The following is a 15,362-nucleotide window of genomic DNA, read 5'->3' on the forward strand; positions in this document are numbered from 1 at the left end:
GCGCCTATTCTTATTAGGTGAAATAGCAGGTTTGGTTAAGGAGCCCAGGATGATTGATATTATTGACCAACAACTGATTGCCGCCCTGATGGACGACTCGCGCTGCACGCTCAAGACCCTGGCGGGGATTACCGGCCTGTCCTCGCCCAGCGTTGGCGAGCGATTGCGACGCCTGGAGGAACGCGGTGTTCTGAAGGGCTATACGGTGGATATCGACCCCAAACACTTCGGCTATTTGCTGCAAGCCATCGTGCGCATCCGCCCCCTGCCCGGCCAATTACAGGAAGTGGAGCGGCAGATCCAGGCAATACCGCAGTTTACCGAGTGCGACAAAGTCACCGGCGACGACTGTTTTATCGCACGGCTGCACGTACGCACCATGGACCAGCTGGATACCTTGCTTGACCGGCTCAACGGCTACGCCGAGACCAACACCGCCATCGTCAAGAAAACCCCGGTCAAGCGTCGGTTACCGCCCTTGGATGGCGCGTAGAAGGCGGTACAGATCAATCGGAGCTGACCTCTTCTGGGGCGTCGTCCCCATCAATCAGCGGCACCTGCGCATCATCCATCAACGATCCGGGGTCTTCATTGCCCGGGTCATTGATCGGCTCCTCTTCGGTTGGGATATGCATGGCCCTAGCCGCCCTGGGTATCAATGTCAGCGTCGGTCTTGGGCTTGGGTTCGCGTTCGGGCTTGAAGTCCGGACTGTACTCGTTGTCCCTGGCCACCTTGTCGGTGACGGGTTGCGGGTCCTTGGGAGCCGTGGCCCCGTTGCTTGGGGTGGGCACGTTGCGGGCATCGTCAGCGATGGCTGGATCGTTCCTGCCGCTGGTTTGCAGGTCTTGGCTGTCATTGGTGCTCATGGGAACCTCTTTATTCGTTGGTGTAAGGTTAAGGTGCCGCGCGGCGGGATGAAGTTCAGTGCGCAAGCCCCATGCTGATCAATGGTCACCCCCCCGGGTTGTCTACCTGGATATAGAACGCAAACGCTGCCAGCAGCATCCAGAACACGGTGAACAACCACGGCGTGCGCACGGAAAACAGCAATGACTTGCGATAGCCCTTGTGCGACGACTCGGTCTCGCAGAACAGCGGCGACTCATCGTAGGCCAGGCCCATCACCGGCTCGCTGCGCAACAGTTCGCTCTGCTTGAAGTGCCAGTGGTCAATGATGTCGTAGGCCGCCCGGATGCCCGGCCAGGCATTGAGCGAGCTGAACACGCCAAGCATCGACAACATCAGCGGCACCACCAGGGTAAACAGCTTGCCCCACTCCGGGTTGAGGTTGCCCATGCAGGACACAAAGGCAATCACCAAAAACGACTGCGCCGTCAGGTAGGCATCGGTACGGTTGGCGAGGATGGAGGTTTCGTACTGGATTTCCCGACGATAGAAATCCAGCCGGTCCTTGGGCGAGCCGAAGATCTTAGCGTTGTGTTCGGTGTGGTCGGTCAGCGCCGATTCCGGGCTGTGCGGGGAGATGATCCTGGGCACAATCGATATTCCTCAGAGGGCGTAATCCACTTAGAAGAACCGGCGGTGCCCGAAGTTCAGGTCAATCGCCTGCACCGTTATGAAGCAAATGCTGCGCCTATCACGCACCACGCTTGCCCAGGCCGCTCCAGTAACGGGCTGATACATCGTGTAATCCCAATAAACACGCTTGCGGCACAGCCATTGCTTTACTCCTGCTACTGCCTACTTGCCAGGGTGAACACAGGAGCAACTGTTACCCCCCGACTCAGAGCCGACTCCAAAAGAAAGTAAGGACAAGGTCCGTTGGCGCCAAAAGCCACGGGCTCATAACAATGCGTTTTCTAAAGCGGCAGTGCCTGCAGCGTTTTACCCGGCACTGACAAGGTAATTGGAATGGCTCGATCTTTCTTCGATGAAATGAATGACGCAAATGGCGTGTGCCGTGCGCACTACCAGGATTTTTCCCGCTGGCTGGCCAACACGCCGCCGGAACTGCTGGCCCAGCGCCGCCGCGAGGCCGACCTATTGTTCCACCGCGCCGGGATCACTTTCACCCTGTACGGTGACGAGCAAGACACCGAGCGCCTGATTCCCTTCGACATCATCCCGCGCAGCATTCCCGCCAGTGAGTGGAGTGTGATCGAACGCGGCTGTATCCAGCGGGTCAATGCGCTGAACATGTTCCTCGCCGATATCTATCACGACCAGCGCATTATCAAGGCCGGGATCATTCCCGCCGAGCAGGTGCTGGGCAATGAAGGCTATCAAAAGGCCATGATCGGCCTCGACCTGCACCGTGATATCTATTCGCACATCTCCGGTGTCGACCTGGTGCGCGATGGCGACGGTACGTATTACGTCCTCGAAGACAACCTGCGCACCCCCAGCGGCGTGAGCTACATGCTCGAAGACCGCAAGATGATGATGCGCCTGTTCCCGGAAGTATTTGCCAAGCAGCGCATCGCGCCGGTGGACCACTATCCCAACCTGCTGCTCAAGACCCTGAAAAGCGCCAGCCGCCTGGACAGCCCCAATGTGGTGGTGCTGACCCCCGGGCGCTTTAACAGCGCGTTTTTCGAACACGCGTTCCTCGCCCGGGAGATGGGCGTCGAGTTGGTCGAAGGTGCCGACCTGTTCGTGCACGACCTCAAGGTGTTCATGCGCACCACCGACGGCCCGAAACCCGTGGATGTGATCTACCGGCGCATCGACGACGCCTTCCTCGATCCCCAGGCCTTCAACCCCGAATCCATGCTCGGCGTGCCCGGCCTGGTGGCCGCCTACTGCGCCGGCAATGTGGTGCTGGCCAATGCCATCGGCACCGGGGTGGCCGACGACAAATCCATCTACCCCTATGTGCCAGAGATGATTCGCTTCTATCTGGATGAGGAACCGGTGTTGCAAAACGTACCCACCTTCCAGTGCCGCAAACCCGATGAACTGTCCCACGTACTGGCGCACTTGCCCGATCTGGTGGTCAAGGAAACCCAGGGTTCCGGCGGCTACGGCATGCTGGTGGGCCCAGCCGCCTCGGCGGCCGAGATCGAGGACTTCCGCCAACGCATCAAGGCCCGGCCCCATGCCTATATCGCCCAACCGACCCTGAGCCTGTCCACCTGCCCGACCTTTGTCGAAAACGGCATCGCGCCACGGCATATCGACCTGCGCCCGTTCGTGCTGTCGGGCAAGGAGACCCGACTGGTGCCAGGCGGCCTGACCCGCGTGGCATTGCGTGAAGGCTCATTGATCGTCAATTCGTCGCAAGGCGGCGGAACCAAGGACACCTGGGTGGTGGAGGGCTGAGTATGCTGAGTAGAACCGCCGCAGATCTGTATTGGATGTCGCGCTACCTGGAACGCGCAGAGAACCTGGCGCGCATGCTGGAGGTCAGCTATTCGCTGTCGCTGATGCCCCAGGCCGGGCGCAGTGATGGCCTCGATGAACTGGCGATGTCGCTGCTCAGCAGTGGCACCCTGGACAACTACCTGGAGCGCCATCAACAACTGGACGCCGAGCGCATGCTGCACTTTTTCGCCCTCGACGAAGAAAACCCGGCCAGTATCTACAACTGCCTGCGCGCCGCCCGGGGCAATGCCCATGCGGTACGTGGGCGGATCACCGCCGACATGTGGGAAAACCTCAACGCCACCTGGCTGGAAATGCGCAGCATCGCCGCCGGCGGACTGGCCCGCCATGGCATCAGCCACTTCTGTGACTGGGTCAAGCAGCGTTCGCATCTGTTCCGGGGGGCCACGTCCGGCACCATCATGCGCAACGATGCCTATCGTTTTATCCGCCTGGGCACCTTTGTCGAGCGCGCCGACAACACCTTGCGCCTGCTGGATGCGCGTTACGAGATGTTCGGCGAGGAGTCCGAAGAAGTCAGCGACCTGTCCGCCCGCGGCTACTACCAGTGGAGCGCCCTGCTGCGTGCCTTGTCGTCGTTCGAGGCCTACACCGAGCTGTACCCCAATGCACTGAATGCGCGTTCGGTGTCGGAGTTGCTGCTGCTGCGCAGCGATGTGCCGCGCTCATTGCATGCGTGTATCGAGGAGTTGAGCCATATCCTCGCCGACCTGCCGGGCAGCTACGGCCGCACGGCCCAGCGCCTGGCGGCGGAGTTTGAAGCGCGGCTGCGCTACACAGGTATCGATGAGATTCTCGAAGAAGGCCTGCACAGCCGGCTGACCGAGTTTATCGACACCGTGCGCGAACTGGCGCGGGCGATCCACAGCTCCTACCTGGAGGTGGTGTAAACCCCCACATCCCCCCAGCCTGACAGCCGTGCGCGTTCTCCTGTGGGAGCTGGCTTGCCGGCGATGGCGGCAGGTCAGCCAATAGATTTATCGACTGATACACCGCCATCGCGGGCAAACCCGCTCCCACAGGCGCGATGTTTGTTCCAGGCATATAACTGTCAGTTTGGATCATTGATCCCATCTCGCGGCTGCTCTTATGGTTGCCAGACACTCATAAGAACAGGTACAGACCATGTCCGAAGCTCTGCAATTATCCAGCCCGGCCGCCCATACCCTAAAGCGCTGGCACACCATGCTGGCCACTGCCGACCTCAAAGCCCTGCCCGAACTGCTGGCGCCAGACGCCGTGTTTCGCTCGCCCATGGCGCATACCCCCTACCCCGGCGCACCCGTGGTGTCGATGATTCTCAACACTGTGTTTACCGTGTTTGAAGACTTCCAGTACCACCGCGAACTGGCCAGCGCCGACGGCCACAACGTGGTGCTGGAGTTCAGCGCGCGGGTGGGCGACAAGCAGCTCAAGGGTATCGACCTGATCCGCTTCAACGAACAGGGGCAAATCATCGAGTTTGAAGTGATGGTCCGCCCCTTGAGCGGGCTACAGACCCTGGGTGAAGAAATGGGCCGGCGCCTGGCGCCGTTCCTGGCCAAGGCCAAGGGCTGACCTTCAGCGCCCGAGGAACTCCAGCAGCCGGGCGTTGACCTGCGCGCCCTGCTCCACCTGGATCCAGTGCCCGCAGTTGGCCAGTACCTGCTGTTGCAACTGCGGCACCACCTGGGGCATGCGCTTGAGCGTATGCGCCTCAAACACTCCCACAGGGTCACGGTCGCCGATCAGGAACAACGTCGGTTGCAGCACCTGCCGGCCCGCCAGGAACTCCGTGCGCTGCCAGTTGCGCTCAAAGTTGCGGTACCAGTTCAACGGCCCGCGAAAGCCCTTGGCGAAGGTTTGTACATAGATATCCAGGTCGTGCTGGCTGCACCAGGCCGGCAAGGCGCCCGGCAGCGCGACACCCTCGAGCAAAGTGGCGGTGGCCGGTTTTTGCTGCAGGAATACATCCTGGTCCTGCATAAACAGGCGCAAGCTGCGCTCGATATCCGCCTCCAGTTCCTGTTCAGCCACGCCGGGCTCCTGGAAATACAGGATGTAGTTGAACCGCTCGGCATACAGCTCACGCATGATCTCGATCACCGGCCTGCGGGAACGACCGGCGAAGGGCACCGACATCGTGACCAGGGCGCTGATGCGCTGCGGCTCCAGCAAGGCCAGGTGCCAGGCCACTACCGCGCCCCAGTCATGGCCGACCATCACCACCCGGTGATGCCCGAACAGGTCCATGGCACCCTGGATATCCGCGCACAGAGTCAGCAGGTCGTAGTCGGCAATGGCTGCGGGGGCGCTGCTGTGCCCGTAGCCGCGCATCTGCGGCACGAACACGCGATAGCCAGCAGCAGTCAGCGCCGGTATCTGCTGGCGCCAGGAGTGCCAGCACTCGGGAAAGCCGTGGAGCAGCCACACCGGCGGGCCGCTCTCGGGGCCGGCGATGTGCAGGCACAATTGAATACCGTTGACCTGGATCGTCTGTTGTTCGATAGCACTCATCGCACCGCTCCATCAGGGGACTGCTGCAGACTGCCCCAGCGATACGGCCTGCGCCAGCATCATTGATGGGGCAAATACCTCAGGTCACCGACCACCAGCGCGGCAACAGTGGCCGCACCTTGGGTTCGGCAAAACGGTCATCGATCAGCATCACTACCCCTTGGTCCTGCTGGGTGCGAATCACCCGGCCGGCCGCCTGTACCACCTTCTGGATCCCGGGATACAGGTAGGTGTAGTCGTACCCCGCACCGAAGATCGCACCCATGCGCAGCTTCATTTGCTCGTTGACCGGATTGAGTTGCGCCAGGCCCAGGGTGGCGATAAAAGCCCCGATCAGGCGCGCGCCCGGCAAGTCGATACCCTCACCGAACGCCCCGCCCAGCACGGCGAACCCCACGCCCTGGCTGTGCTGGGTGAACTGGTCAAGGAACGCCTGGCGTTCGGCCTCGGCCATGCCCCGCGATTGATGCCAGGTTGGGATCGACGGATGCCGCTCGGCCAACAATTGCGCCACTTGCTGCTGGTAATCGAAGCTGCTGAAAAACGCCAGGTAGTTGCCCGGCGTGCGTTCAAACTGCTCGGCGATCACTGCGACGATGGGCGCCAGGGATGCCTGGCGATGCACAAAACGCGTGGAGATGCGGTCGATGATGCGCACCTGCAACTGTGCGGCATCGAAGGGCGATTCCACGTCGACCCACGCGGTATCCGCCGGCAGGCCCAGCAGGTCGGCGTAGTAATGCCGGGGGCTGAGGGTCGCGGAAAACAGCACGCTGCTGCGGGCGGCCGTCAAGCGTGGGCGGATAAACTCGGCCGGCACCACATTACGCAGGCTCAAGCGCGAGAAGCGACGCTTGGCCAGTGGATCGCGCTGGCTGATATCAAAAATAAACTGCGCGTTGAACAGCTCCGCCACCTTGGCGAACTGCAAGGCCTCGAAGTAAAAGCCTTGCAGCTCGCCCGTGAGCGCCTGCGGGTGATCGTTGAAATACTCGCCCATGGCGCTGGTGCACAGGGCCAAGGCCTGCAACAGCTTGTCCGGTTTGCTCGGATAGGCCTGATACACCGTGACCTGCTCTTTGTGCAGCGCGTTCCATTCACGGTTGAGCCGCTGCAACGGTTTGCGCAACGGCTCGGGGGCGCTGTCGCGCACGGTCTTCAGGGCAAATTGATCAAGGTCGGCGCTGTACATTGCGCGGCCCCGCTCCACCAGGTTATGGGCTTCGTCCACCAGCACCGCGACCCGCCATTGGTTGAGCTGGGCCAGGCCAAACAGCATTGCGCCAAAATCGAAGTAATAGTTGTAGTCGGCGACGACCATGTCGCACCAGCGCGCCATTTCCTGGCTCAGGTAATACGGGCACACCTCATGGGCCAGCGCCACCTCGCGCAGAGTGCGTTGATCCAGTAGGCGCACCCTGGCCGCCGCTTCGCGCGCGGCTGGAAGGCGATCATAAAAGCCCTTGGCCAGCGGGCAGGAATCGCCATGACAGGCCTTGTCCAGGTGCTCGCAGGCCTTGTCCCGCGCCACCAGCTCCAGCACGTGCAACGGCAGCTCGGCACTTGCGTGCAGTATCTGCACCGCGTCCAGCGCCAGTTTGCGGCCAGGGGTCTTGGCCGTGAGAAAGAACAGCTTGTCCAACTGCTGCGGCGCCATGGCCTTGAGCACCGGGAACACCGTGCCAATGGTTTTACCGATCCCCGTGGGCGCCTGCGCCATCAGGCAGCGTCCGGTGCTGACGGCCTTGTACACCGACTCGGCGAGGGTCCGCTGGCCCAGGCGAAAGCCCGCGTGGGGAAAGGCCAGGGCCTTGGTCGCGGTATCGCGGGCCAGGCGCCGCTGTGCCTGCTGCTCGGCCCAGTCGAGAAACAACCCACACTGGCGATTGAAGAACGTCTCCAGCTCATCAACCGCACACACCTGGCGGATCACGGTTTCGCGCTCGCTGACGATATCGAAATACACCAGCGCCAGCTCGATCTCAGGTATCCCCAGCTTGCAGCACATCAGCCAGCCATAGACCTTGGCCTGGGCCCAGTGCAGTTGCCGGTGGTTGGCCGGTTGCGCATCCAGGTCGCCACGGTAGGTCTTGACCTCTTCCAGCACATTGCGATCCGGATCATAGCCATCAGCGCGGCCGCGCACGGTCAACTGTTGGTAGAGACCGTCCAGGGCCACTTCACTCTGGTAGTGCGCACTGCGTCGGGAGGCCACGGTGCGATGGCCGAGCATGCCTTCCAGGGCACTGGGCGAGGGGGTAAACCGCAGATCGAGGTCACCCACCTTGGCCGTGAACTCGCACAGTGCCCGTACGGCAACGGCGTAGCTCAAGCGCCCTGCTCCGCCCAGCGTACATAACACACGGTGACCGGCATCTGGTGTTCGCTACAGAACTCCAGCCAGCGCAATTGGTTGTCCTGCAGGCGGTCGCCCGGGCCTTTGACTTCGATCATGCGATAGGTTTTTTGCGCCGGCCAGAACTGGATCAGGTCCGGCATCCCGGCGCGATTGGCGCGGATATCCAACAACAACCGGTCGAACCAGTGCCGCAGGTGCGCGGCGGGCAGGCAATCGAGCGCCTGCTCGAGCAGCTCTTCGCTCAACACATTCCAAAATACAAAGGGCGACTGGATCCCCCACTTTTCGACGTAGCGCTGGCGGATCGTGGTTTTGTAGCGCTCGTCGTGCAGTTGGTCCAGGCACGCGGCAAATAGCTCGGCGCGGCGCTGCTGGAAGTCCTCACTGTGCAAATCCACCGGCCCGCGCTGGAACGGGTGAAAGAACGAGCCGGGCAACGGCGCGAAGATCGCCGGCCAGCACAACAGCCCGAACAGCGAGTTGACCAGGGTGTTCTCCACGTAGTGCACCGGCCCCTCTTCATCTCCCAGATGCGCCTGCACGCAGAACTCCACGGCCGCCAACGGTTGCGGGAACGGCAGTTCCAGGTCCAGGCGCTGGATCACCTGGGGTTTGGGCTTGGGCAACGCCGGCTCGCCCAGCTTGCGCCGCAACCGCGGCAAAACCCGCAACAGGTGCTGCTGCTCGGCCGCGCTTTGTGGCGCGGCCTGGGCCTCCAGTGCCAGGGCCATGGCCTGGGCGAAATCCTCCTGGCGCTCCAGTACGCGGATCAGCCGTGCACGAGCGCCGGGGTAGGCACAATCGCGGTAGATCACCTCGGCCAGGGCCAGTTCGGCGAGCCGCTCGCAATGCTGGCCAACCTGGAACAGCAGCTTGGCCCGACGTTTTTCCAGCCAGGGGTTATCGGTGGCCAGGGTGGCAATCTGCGCCAGCACAGCCTCCAACGGTTCGCCCGCCTCGAACGCCTGCTGGCATTGGTGCAGGAACAGCAGGCCAGATACATCGTCGCGATGGCGCAGCCCGCGGGATTCGGCGCAGAACTCGACCTTTTCGTAGGTGTAGATCCCCAGGTCCGCCAAGACAAACTCCGACCAGTCCTGGTACAGGTTGCCGAAGAACATCAGGCGCAGGCGCTCACATAGATCCATCACCGTGAGGCTGTACAGGCGCTCGTCCAGCTGCGGGGACCACTGCGCAAACGTACGCGGCTCGGTGAACTGGCTGGACAGGCTGGGCAGCCAATCGGACTTCTTGCCCCTGGGCTGCTCGATCCATGGCTTGAACGCTTGCAGTACCTCGCCTTTTTGCAACTGCCCCCACAGCTCATCAAGCGACAGCAGGCCTTGCTCGCTGACCCAACCGTGGGCCAGCAACGGCTGCACGGCCACATCAACCGGGCCGATCTCGACGTAATTGAGCTTGCTCGCCCGAAAATGCACGCCCTTGCGCATCACCATGCGCACCAGCAACGCCTGGGCCGGTTGCGGCAACTGGGCGAACTGCGCCATGAAGCGCTGCTCCTGTTCGTCCAGCACATCGGCATAGCGCTGGCCCAGCCAGTCGAGCACTTGCCGGAAGTTATGCAGGTAGTAGAACGGGTCTTCGAGGGGATTGGACATGACGGGCACTTGGACAAACACTGGTTATGCATACAGAGTGCCGTCCCAAGGCTTGCGTTGCAATGGCTAATAGATCAGTGGCGCACGCAACTTTTTGCATAAAAGTGATCAGATGGGGGTGGATCCGCGTAACATTTGTTGCCCGCAGCCGTTGAGCACGGGGTTTTCGAAGGATGAGAGTAAGGGTTATGAACATGAAGAACTGGGGCCTGCCGCTGGCCGTACTGACGTTTCTGGCATTGGCCGGTTGCTCGACGCCGACCGTCGTGACCTTGCAGAACGGTACTCAGTACCTGACCACAGACACGCCGAATGCCAAGACACCCGATGGTTTCTACGAATTCACCGATATCGCCGGCAAGCGCGTACGGGTCAAGGCGGCGGATGTCGCAACCGTGCGCAAGGAAGACTGACCGCATAACCGTAGGAGCCGGCTAGCCGGCTCCTACGGGTTGTTTCAGGTGATGACGAACGCCTCTGCCGACAGGCTGCCAAGCCCGACCCCCACCAACGTCACCGAGTTATCGCCAAACGTCAGCAACGTATCGCTGCCCACCGCCTTGGCATGGTCGAGGTAGTTGTACTGCCCGTCCACCCCCGCCACGCCCATGAACACCAACTTGTCTGTCGACTGGTAGCCCAGGATCCGGTCCTGGCCAAAGTCGCCGTCGAACAGGAAGGTATTACGCCCGCCGCCCGCCTCCAGCAGGTCATTGCCAGCCCCGCCGACCAGCACATCGTTGCCTTTGCCGCCGATCAGATGGTCATTGCCGTCCAGGCCAAACAACCACTGCCCGCCATCGCCGGCCTTGAGCACATTGGCACCGGCATCGCCCTTGAGCGATGCCGCGTAGGCCGTCAGGTCGCGGCCCGCCAGCAGGCCGTTGTCGGTCACGCTGTGGGTCACCTCCTTGCTGAACAGCAACAGATAGCTTTCCTTGCTCACTATCGCGCCCATGTCACGGGTCATGCTGATGCCGCCTTGGCCGTCGCGGACATACAGGGTGCCTGCACCGTCGTTGGCCACCTCGACGTTTTTCAGTGACTGCTGCAGGTCCAGGGTGTTGAACCCCTTGCCGCCCAACATGATGTTGTAGCCACCGCCATCACGGAAAGTATCGTTGCCTTCGCGGCCTTCCAGGTAGTCGTTGCCCCGGCCGCCCTGGATCAGGTCATTGCCGTCGCTGCCGATGATGAACGTGCTGCCCTTGTGCGCTTCGGCATTGCGGTTGAGGTCTTGCACCCAGGTAGTGGCGCGCGCCGGGTCCGACAGGTTGGCGACGATGATTGTCGAATCACGGCTGGTCAGGTCATAGAACTTGGATTCAAGGATGCGGCTCATGCCGTCGCCATAACCGGTGGGTAAATGTGAGATCCATGTCGGCAGGTTGAGGATGGAAAACGGCAGGATGTTCCACAGTGTCGAGGCGTAGTGGTCGTTGAAGCTGACGATGTTATCGGCGCTGGATTCGTGGGGTTTATCGTGGGCCCAAAGCGAGGACCCCGTGAACGAGGAGCCGTCGAGGGCGCGATAGACCGGGTCGTTTTCGTAGCCGATGTTCAGCACCTTGTCGCTGCTGCTCTGGGTCGGCGAGGCATAGGCCACGTAGTTGGCGTCCTGGTAGAACCCCGCCCAGTTGTCGTTGCTCAAATCCGCCATGCTGTTGACTGCCAGGCCACCGAGGCTATGGCCGCTGACCACCACATCCTGGCCGCTGAGCCCCTGTGCACTGGCATACGCGGCGACTTTGCCGAGCAAGGTGCCAAACGCTTGGCCCGCATAGTTTTTCGCATAGTCCGCAGGGCCGAACGCTGCCAGCAAGTCACTGATCACATCGCCGATGGAATCAAGGATCAGGTTTTCCCTGGGGCCCGAAGTCCCACGGAAGCCGATACCGATTTCCAGCAGTTTGCCGGCGTCATCGTACTTGCCCAGGACCTCGACCTGGGCGCTGGTATAACCGGCTTTTTCGCCAAAGAACGTGCCCCGGGCGTCGACCTTGCCGCCATACTCTAGGGTGCTGGCGCTGATGGGCGTCCAGCCGGCCTTTTGCACGGCGTCGAGGGCGGCCTTTTCCGAGTCAGGGTTCCACGGGATCCCGGGAATCACGCCTTGGGAGTGGGTGCTGCCAATCAAGGCCTGCACCAGGGTGGCCGGCAAACCCAGGCCCAAGCCGTGCTGCTGGTACCCCACGGCAAAGCCGTTATCCAGGTTGTGGTAGGAATACAAGGTGATCGCCATGGCATCGGCGAACAGTGCTTTGGAGTCCTCGGTAGTAAGGTTTTTGTAGTCATAGACACCCATGGTATTGCCTCTCTTTTGTTGGAATTGTCGAGAAAGCCAAAACAGTTGGAATGCTGTAACGGTGGGAGCAAACCTGCTCCCACCGTTTGGAGCTGCGGTGTTTAGAAGGCCCAGTCGAGGCTCAAGCCCACGCCGTGGATTTTCTCCTTGCTGGCCAGCAGGCCGTTGTAGTCGAAGTTCACCCGCGCATCCTTGGTCAGCGCCAGGCTGGCGCGCGCGCCGACCAAGGCCGCGTCGCGCACCATCGGCGAGCTTTCCACGGCAAACGCGGTACTGCCTGAAGCAAACGCCAGGTGGCGCTCGGAATTGGTGGTGCTGAGGTTGTGCTGCCAGCCCAGGGTGCCGGAAACGTCCAACGCCTGATGGTCGCTGAGGTTGAAGGTCTTCAACGCCCGCACGCCGAGGGTGCTGAGCACCAGGTCGCGGGTGTCATCGCCGCCCTTGAGCGCTGCTGCATCGCCTTTCTCGCTGAAGCCGTCGCTGTCCAGATGCACATAGGCCAGGTTGGCGAACGGCTCCAGCGCCAGCGGTTGCAGGTTCAGGCGATAAGCCGCTTCGGTGAAGAGCTGGGTGCTACGGGCATCGACCTTGGCTTTCTGCTTGCCGGCGACTTCGCCGTATTGCAGCTCACGTTTCACATCAGCGCGGTGCCAGCTGTAGGTCGCCCCGCCGCTCAGGCGCCAGGCGCCGATGTCGTGACCGGCATAGGCGCCAAAGTGGTAGCTGTCCACCGATGCCCGCGAATGGGTGCCATCGCCCATGTTCAGCGAGGTATCGCTGTAACCGGCGACCAGGCCCAGGCGTGTGTCTTCGTCCAGCGCACCGTCCACACCCGCCAGCAGGCCGCCGATGGAGGTGGTGTAGCCCGCCGTATCGCTGGCGCTGTCGGTTTTACCCCAGGCGCCAAGGGCCTTGACCCAGACGTTGCCGCGCGTGTCGATGGTTTGTGGCGAGGAGCCCATTTCACCCTGTTGCAGGCGCTCGCCCACCGCTTCACGCAGGTAGCGGTTGTCATTGACCAGCGCGGTTTCCAGGGCTGGGTAGATTTCCCCCGACAACTGTTGGAACGCCCCTTGCGCCGAGGCCGCACTCGGTGCCAGCAGCAGGCTTTCATACACCCCGTTACCCGCGCCCAGTTGCTCGGCCGCCACCGCCACCGCGCGTTGGTTATCGGTCGCCGCAACGCTGGCGAAGCTGTTGGCCGTGCGCGCAACATCCAACTGCACGCCGTTGGCGCCGTAGTTCAGGTTGCCGCCGACAAACAGGTAGTTGGGCAGTACCGAGGCAAAGCTGCCGGTAATTCCCCCGGCCGCCTGCAGGATGTTGTACTGGCGACCGATCAGGCTTTGCGCCTCGGGCTGGCTGAGCAAGGTCGGGCTGTTTTCCAGGGCCAGGGTCACGGTGCCGCCGTTGAGGGTGGCCTTGCCACCGGCGACGATGCGGTCGCTGCTGGTAGTGGACAGTTCCACCGCATAGGTAGAACCCGCGTCGAAGTTGACATCCCCAGCCACGTTCAAGGTGCCGATGGAGTTACCCGGCGCGACCGTACCGCCGCTTTTCGCGTGCAGCGCGCCGATGCTGCCGGAGCCGCCCAACACCCCGCTGTTACTCACCGTGACTTGCGATGCCAGCGAGCCATTGACCGCCAACAGGCCTTGATTGACCAGGGTTGGCCCGCTGTAGGTGTTGTTGCCGGTCAGCACCAGCGTCCCAATGCCCTGCTTGGTCAAGCCGCCGTGACCGGCAATGTCATTGCTCCACACATCCCGCCCGCAGTGCACATCGTCACACACGCGCTGGGTGGGCTTGCCGGCGTCAACTACCGCCCCAACCCCCGGCAAGTCCGCAACAAACTGGCCGCTGCCATAGCCACCGTCGATACGGAACTCGGCCGGGATATCCTCGGCGGTGATAAACATTCCCGGTCCGCTGACCGCCTTGCCCAGGTTGATCATGCCCCAGCCGTACAGGGAGTCGATGCCCGGTGCGCCAAGGTCGGTGGCGGTGGTCTTGAGCAGCGTGGAAATCTGCTCGCCGCTCATATACGGGAAACGCTCCATCAACACGGCGGCCGCGCCTGCCACATGGGGCGCAGCCATGGAGGTGCCGTTTTTGTTGTTCCAGCCCAGGGTCATGTTATCGACCGTGGTGCCCACCATCACCGAGCTGTAGATCGCCGTGCCTGGGGCCGACACGCAGAAGCTGGCGGCATAGCCACAGCGCGACGAGAAGGTGCTGATCACATAAGGGTTGGGGCTATTGGCATCCGGGTTGCGTTGCAATGCGGCCACCGACAGCCAATTGGGTGCGATCTCGGGCACAAAATACGCCAGGCCGGAGATCGCATCGGGGTTGTTCAGGTTGTAGTCGTTGCCGGCTGCGAAGATCGTCAGCACCCCGCTGCGCGCCGCGTTGATCGCACCGGTATAAGCCCCGCCTGGTGCGGTGCCCAACAGCGGCTTGATCTGGTCGAACTGCGCCTGCGCATCGCTGAGAGCAAAATGGGGGAACGCCGGGTCCTTGCCGCCCTTGGCAAACTGATCGCCAATGCCGATGCCCCAGCTGTTATTGATGATGCGTGCGCCGTTGGCCACCAGGCTGTCCCAACCGGCCTGGTACACCGCACCGTCGTTACCCAGGATGATCCCGTCTTCGGGGCCGGGGTCGCCGTTTTCGGCGCTGAGGATCTGTGCGTTGTAGGCCACGCCGTGCATCGGCCCGCCGTTACGGTCGCCGGCGGCAATGCCCCCGACATGGGTGCCGTGGTCGCCCAGCTTGCCGTTGGAACCCAGGGACGGTGTGCCGTCGTAGCGGAACGGGTCACCGGCCTTCACCGGGATATACGGGTCGGTGTACTGGCGGATCCCTTCAGTGACCAGGGTCTGTACCTTGCCCGGGCTGGAGAACTCAGGATGCAGGGCGTATACCGGCTGGTCGAAAATCCCCAGCTTCACGCCCTTGCCGCTGTAACCGGCGGCATATGCCACATCGGCATTGACTGCGCCCAGGCCCCAATCGGCCTTGAACTCATTGCTGCGCCAACTGGCGACATCCCCCAGCTTGCCGGTTTCGACGTAGGGTGCGGCCTGGGCGGTACCCAGGCTGGCCAGGCAACACAGCAACGCGCCGTATGGCACGCGACTCAAGGCCTTGAGCGGGTAGCCCGGGCCTGTTGGGATGGCGGAGTGAAACCCTCGTTGTTTTGCGTTCACGGTGACCTTCCTTAGTTTCATTGCG

General features: G+C 62.2%; 13 protein-coding genes. 5 read left to right on the plus strand and 8 right to left on the minus strand.

What is annotated here, in order from left to right; translation table 11 throughout:
• The first annotated feature begins 49 nt into the window (after positions 1-49).
• Positions 50-493 carry an Lrp/AsnC family transcriptional regulator gene (locus HBO19_RS09110; protein ID WP_170057337.1) on the plus strand — a complete coding sequence of 148 codons (444 nt, stop codon included), beginning with the start codon at positions 50-52 and terminating at the stop codon, positions 491-493.
• 13 nt (positions 494-506) lie between these two features.
• Here the strand turns inward: HBO19_RS09110 and HBO19_RS28445 are convergent, their stop codons facing one another.
• The 3 genes from HBO19_RS28445 to HBO19_RS09120 form a co-directional block, all read right to left on the minus strand.
• Entirely contained in the window at positions 507-635 is a 129-nt protein-coding gene (locus tag HBO19_RS28445; protein ID WP_262386245.1) for a hypothetical protein, read from the minus strand.
• 4 nt (positions 636-639) lie between these two features.
• The gene (locus HBO19_RS09115; protein ID WP_170057338.1) at positions 640-867 is read right to left on the minus strand and encodes a hypothetical protein; all 228 of its coding nucleotides are present in this window, start codon (positions 865-867) and stop codon (positions 640-642) included.
• A gap of 85 nt (positions 868-952) precedes the next feature.
• A complete protein-coding gene (locus tag HBO19_RS09120; protein ID WP_170057339.1) occupies positions 953-1,498 on the minus strand; it encodes a hypothetical protein in 546 nt (181 codons plus the stop codon).
• A 375-nt stretch (positions 1,499-1,873) separates the two neighbouring features.
• Between HBO19_RS09120 and HBO19_RS09125 the strand changes: the two genes are divergently transcribed.
• The 3 genes from HBO19_RS09125 (at position 1,874) to HBO19_RS09135 (ending at position 4,903) form a co-directional block, all read left to right on the plus strand.
• The gene (locus HBO19_RS09125) at positions 1,874-3,283 is read left to right on the plus strand and encodes a circularly permuted type 2 ATP-grasp protein (protein ID WP_169951594.1); all 1,410 of its coding nucleotides are present in this window, start codon (positions 1,874-1,876) and stop codon (positions 3,281-3,283) included.
• 2 nt (positions 3,284-3,285) lie between these two features.
• A complete protein-coding gene (locus HBO19_RS09130) occupies positions 3,286-4,236 on the plus strand; it encodes an alpha-E domain-containing protein (protein ID WP_169951592.1) in 951 nt (316 codons plus the stop codon).
• Positions 4,237-4,471: 235 nt separating this feature from the next.
• Positions 4,472-4,903, plus strand: a complete 432-nt coding sequence (locus tag HBO19_RS09135) for a nuclear transport factor 2 family protein (RefSeq protein WP_170057340.1) — start codon at positions 4,472-4,474, stop codon at positions 4,901-4,903.
• Between the two features lie 3 nt (positions 4,904-4,906).
• Here HBO19_RS09135 and HBO19_RS09140 read toward each other — a convergent pair whose 3' ends face one another.
• From HBO19_RS09140 to HBO19_RS09150, 3 genes are all read right to left on the minus strand, one after another.
• On the minus strand, positions 4,907-5,842 hold the full coding sequence (locus tag HBO19_RS09140; protein WP_170041425.1) for an alpha/beta hydrolase: 936 nt from the start codon (positions 5,840-5,842) through the stop codon (positions 4,907-4,909).
• 79 nt (positions 5,843-5,921) lie between these two features.
• Positions 5,922-8,174, minus strand: a complete 2,253-nt coding sequence (locus HBO19_RS09145; RefSeq protein ID WP_170057341.1) for an ATP-dependent DNA helicase — start codon at positions 8,172-8,174, stop codon at positions 5,922-5,924.
• Complete coding sequence (locus tag HBO19_RS09150; RefSeq protein WP_170057342.1) at positions 8,171-9,820, minus strand: VRR-NUC domain-containing protein; 1,650 nt, start codon at positions 9,818-9,820, stop codon at positions 8,171-8,173. The genes HBO19_RS09145 and HBO19_RS09150 overlap by 4 nt, the downstream gene beginning before the upstream one ends.
• A gap of 188 nt (positions 9,821-10,008) precedes the next feature.
• Between HBO19_RS09150 and HBO19_RS09155 the strand changes: the two genes are divergently transcribed.
• Positions 10,009-10,233: a YgdI/YgdR family lipoprotein gene (locus HBO19_RS09155; protein WP_076960938.1), complete on the plus strand. Its 225-nt coding sequence runs from the start codon at positions 10,009-10,011 to the stop codon at positions 10,231-10,233.
• A gap of 44 nt (positions 10,234-10,277) precedes the next feature.
• Here the strand turns inward: HBO19_RS09155 and HBO19_RS09160 are convergent, their stop codons facing one another.
• Both HBO19_RS09160 and HBO19_RS09165 read right to left on the minus strand, forming a co-directional pair.
• The gene (locus HBO19_RS09160; RefSeq protein ID WP_170057343.1) at positions 10,278-12,125 is read right to left on the minus strand and encodes a polyurethanase; all 1,848 of its coding nucleotides are present in this window, start codon (positions 12,123-12,125) and stop codon (positions 10,278-10,280) included.
• Positions 12,126-12,226: 101 nt separating this feature from the next.
• On the minus strand, positions 12,227-15,358 hold the full coding sequence (locus HBO19_RS09165) for an autotransporter serine protease (RefSeq protein ID WP_170057344.1): 3,132 nt from the start codon (positions 15,356-15,358) through the stop codon (positions 12,227-12,229).
• Between the last annotated feature and the right edge of the window lie 4 nt (positions 15,359-15,362).

It is taken from the genome of Pseudomonas sp. WS 5021, from assembly GCF_012985535.1.
In the GTDB taxonomy this organism is placed as follows: domain Bacteria; phylum Pseudomonadota; class Gammaproteobacteria; order Pseudomonadales; family Pseudomonadaceae; genus Aquipseudomonas.

Excerpts from the sequence above, each read along its gene's own strand:
- HBO19_RS28445 (WP_262386245.1), bottom strand. The coding sequence starts at position 635 with ATGCATATCCCAACCGAAGAGGAGCCGATCAATGACCCGGGCAATGAA.
- HBO19_RS09150 (WP_170057342.1), bottom strand. The coding sequence starts at position 9,820 with ATGTCCAATCCCCTCGAAGACCCGTTCTACTACCTGCATAACTTCCGG.
- HBO19_RS09125 (WP_169951594.1), top strand. The coding sequence starts at position 1,874 with ATGGCTCGATCTTTCTTCGATGAAATGAATGACGCAAATGGCGTGTGC.
- HBO19_RS09165 (WP_170057344.1), bottom strand. The coding sequence starts at position 15,358 with ATGAAACTAAGGAAGGTCACCGTGAACGCAAAACAACGAGGGTTTCAC.
- HBO19_RS09110 (WP_170057337.1), top strand. The coding sequence starts at position 50 with ATGATTGATATTATTGACCAACAACTGATTGCCGCCCTGATGGACGAC.
- HBO19_RS09140 (WP_170041425.1), bottom strand. The coding sequence starts at position 5,842 with ATGAGTGCTATCGAACAACAGACGATCCAGGTCAACGGTATTCAATTG.
- HBO19_RS09135 (WP_170057340.1), top strand. The coding sequence starts at position 4,472 with ATGTCCGAAGCTCTGCAATTATCCAGCCCGGCCGCCCATACCCTAAAG.
- HBO19_RS09160 (WP_170057343.1), bottom strand. The coding sequence starts at position 12,125 with ATGGGTGTCTATGACTACAAAAACCTTACTACCGAGGACTCCAAAGCA.
- HBO19_RS09155 (WP_076960938.1), top strand. The coding sequence starts at position 10,009 with ATGAACATGAAGAACTGGGGCCTGCCGCTGGCCGTACTGACGTTTCTG.
- HBO19_RS09115 (WP_170057338.1), bottom strand. The coding sequence starts at position 867 with ATGAGCACCAATGACAGCCAAGACCTGCAAACCAGCGGCAGGAACGAT.
- HBO19_RS09130 (WP_169951592.1), top strand. The coding sequence starts at position 3,286 with ATGCTGAGTAGAACCGCCGCAGATCTGTATTGGATGTCGCGCTACCTG.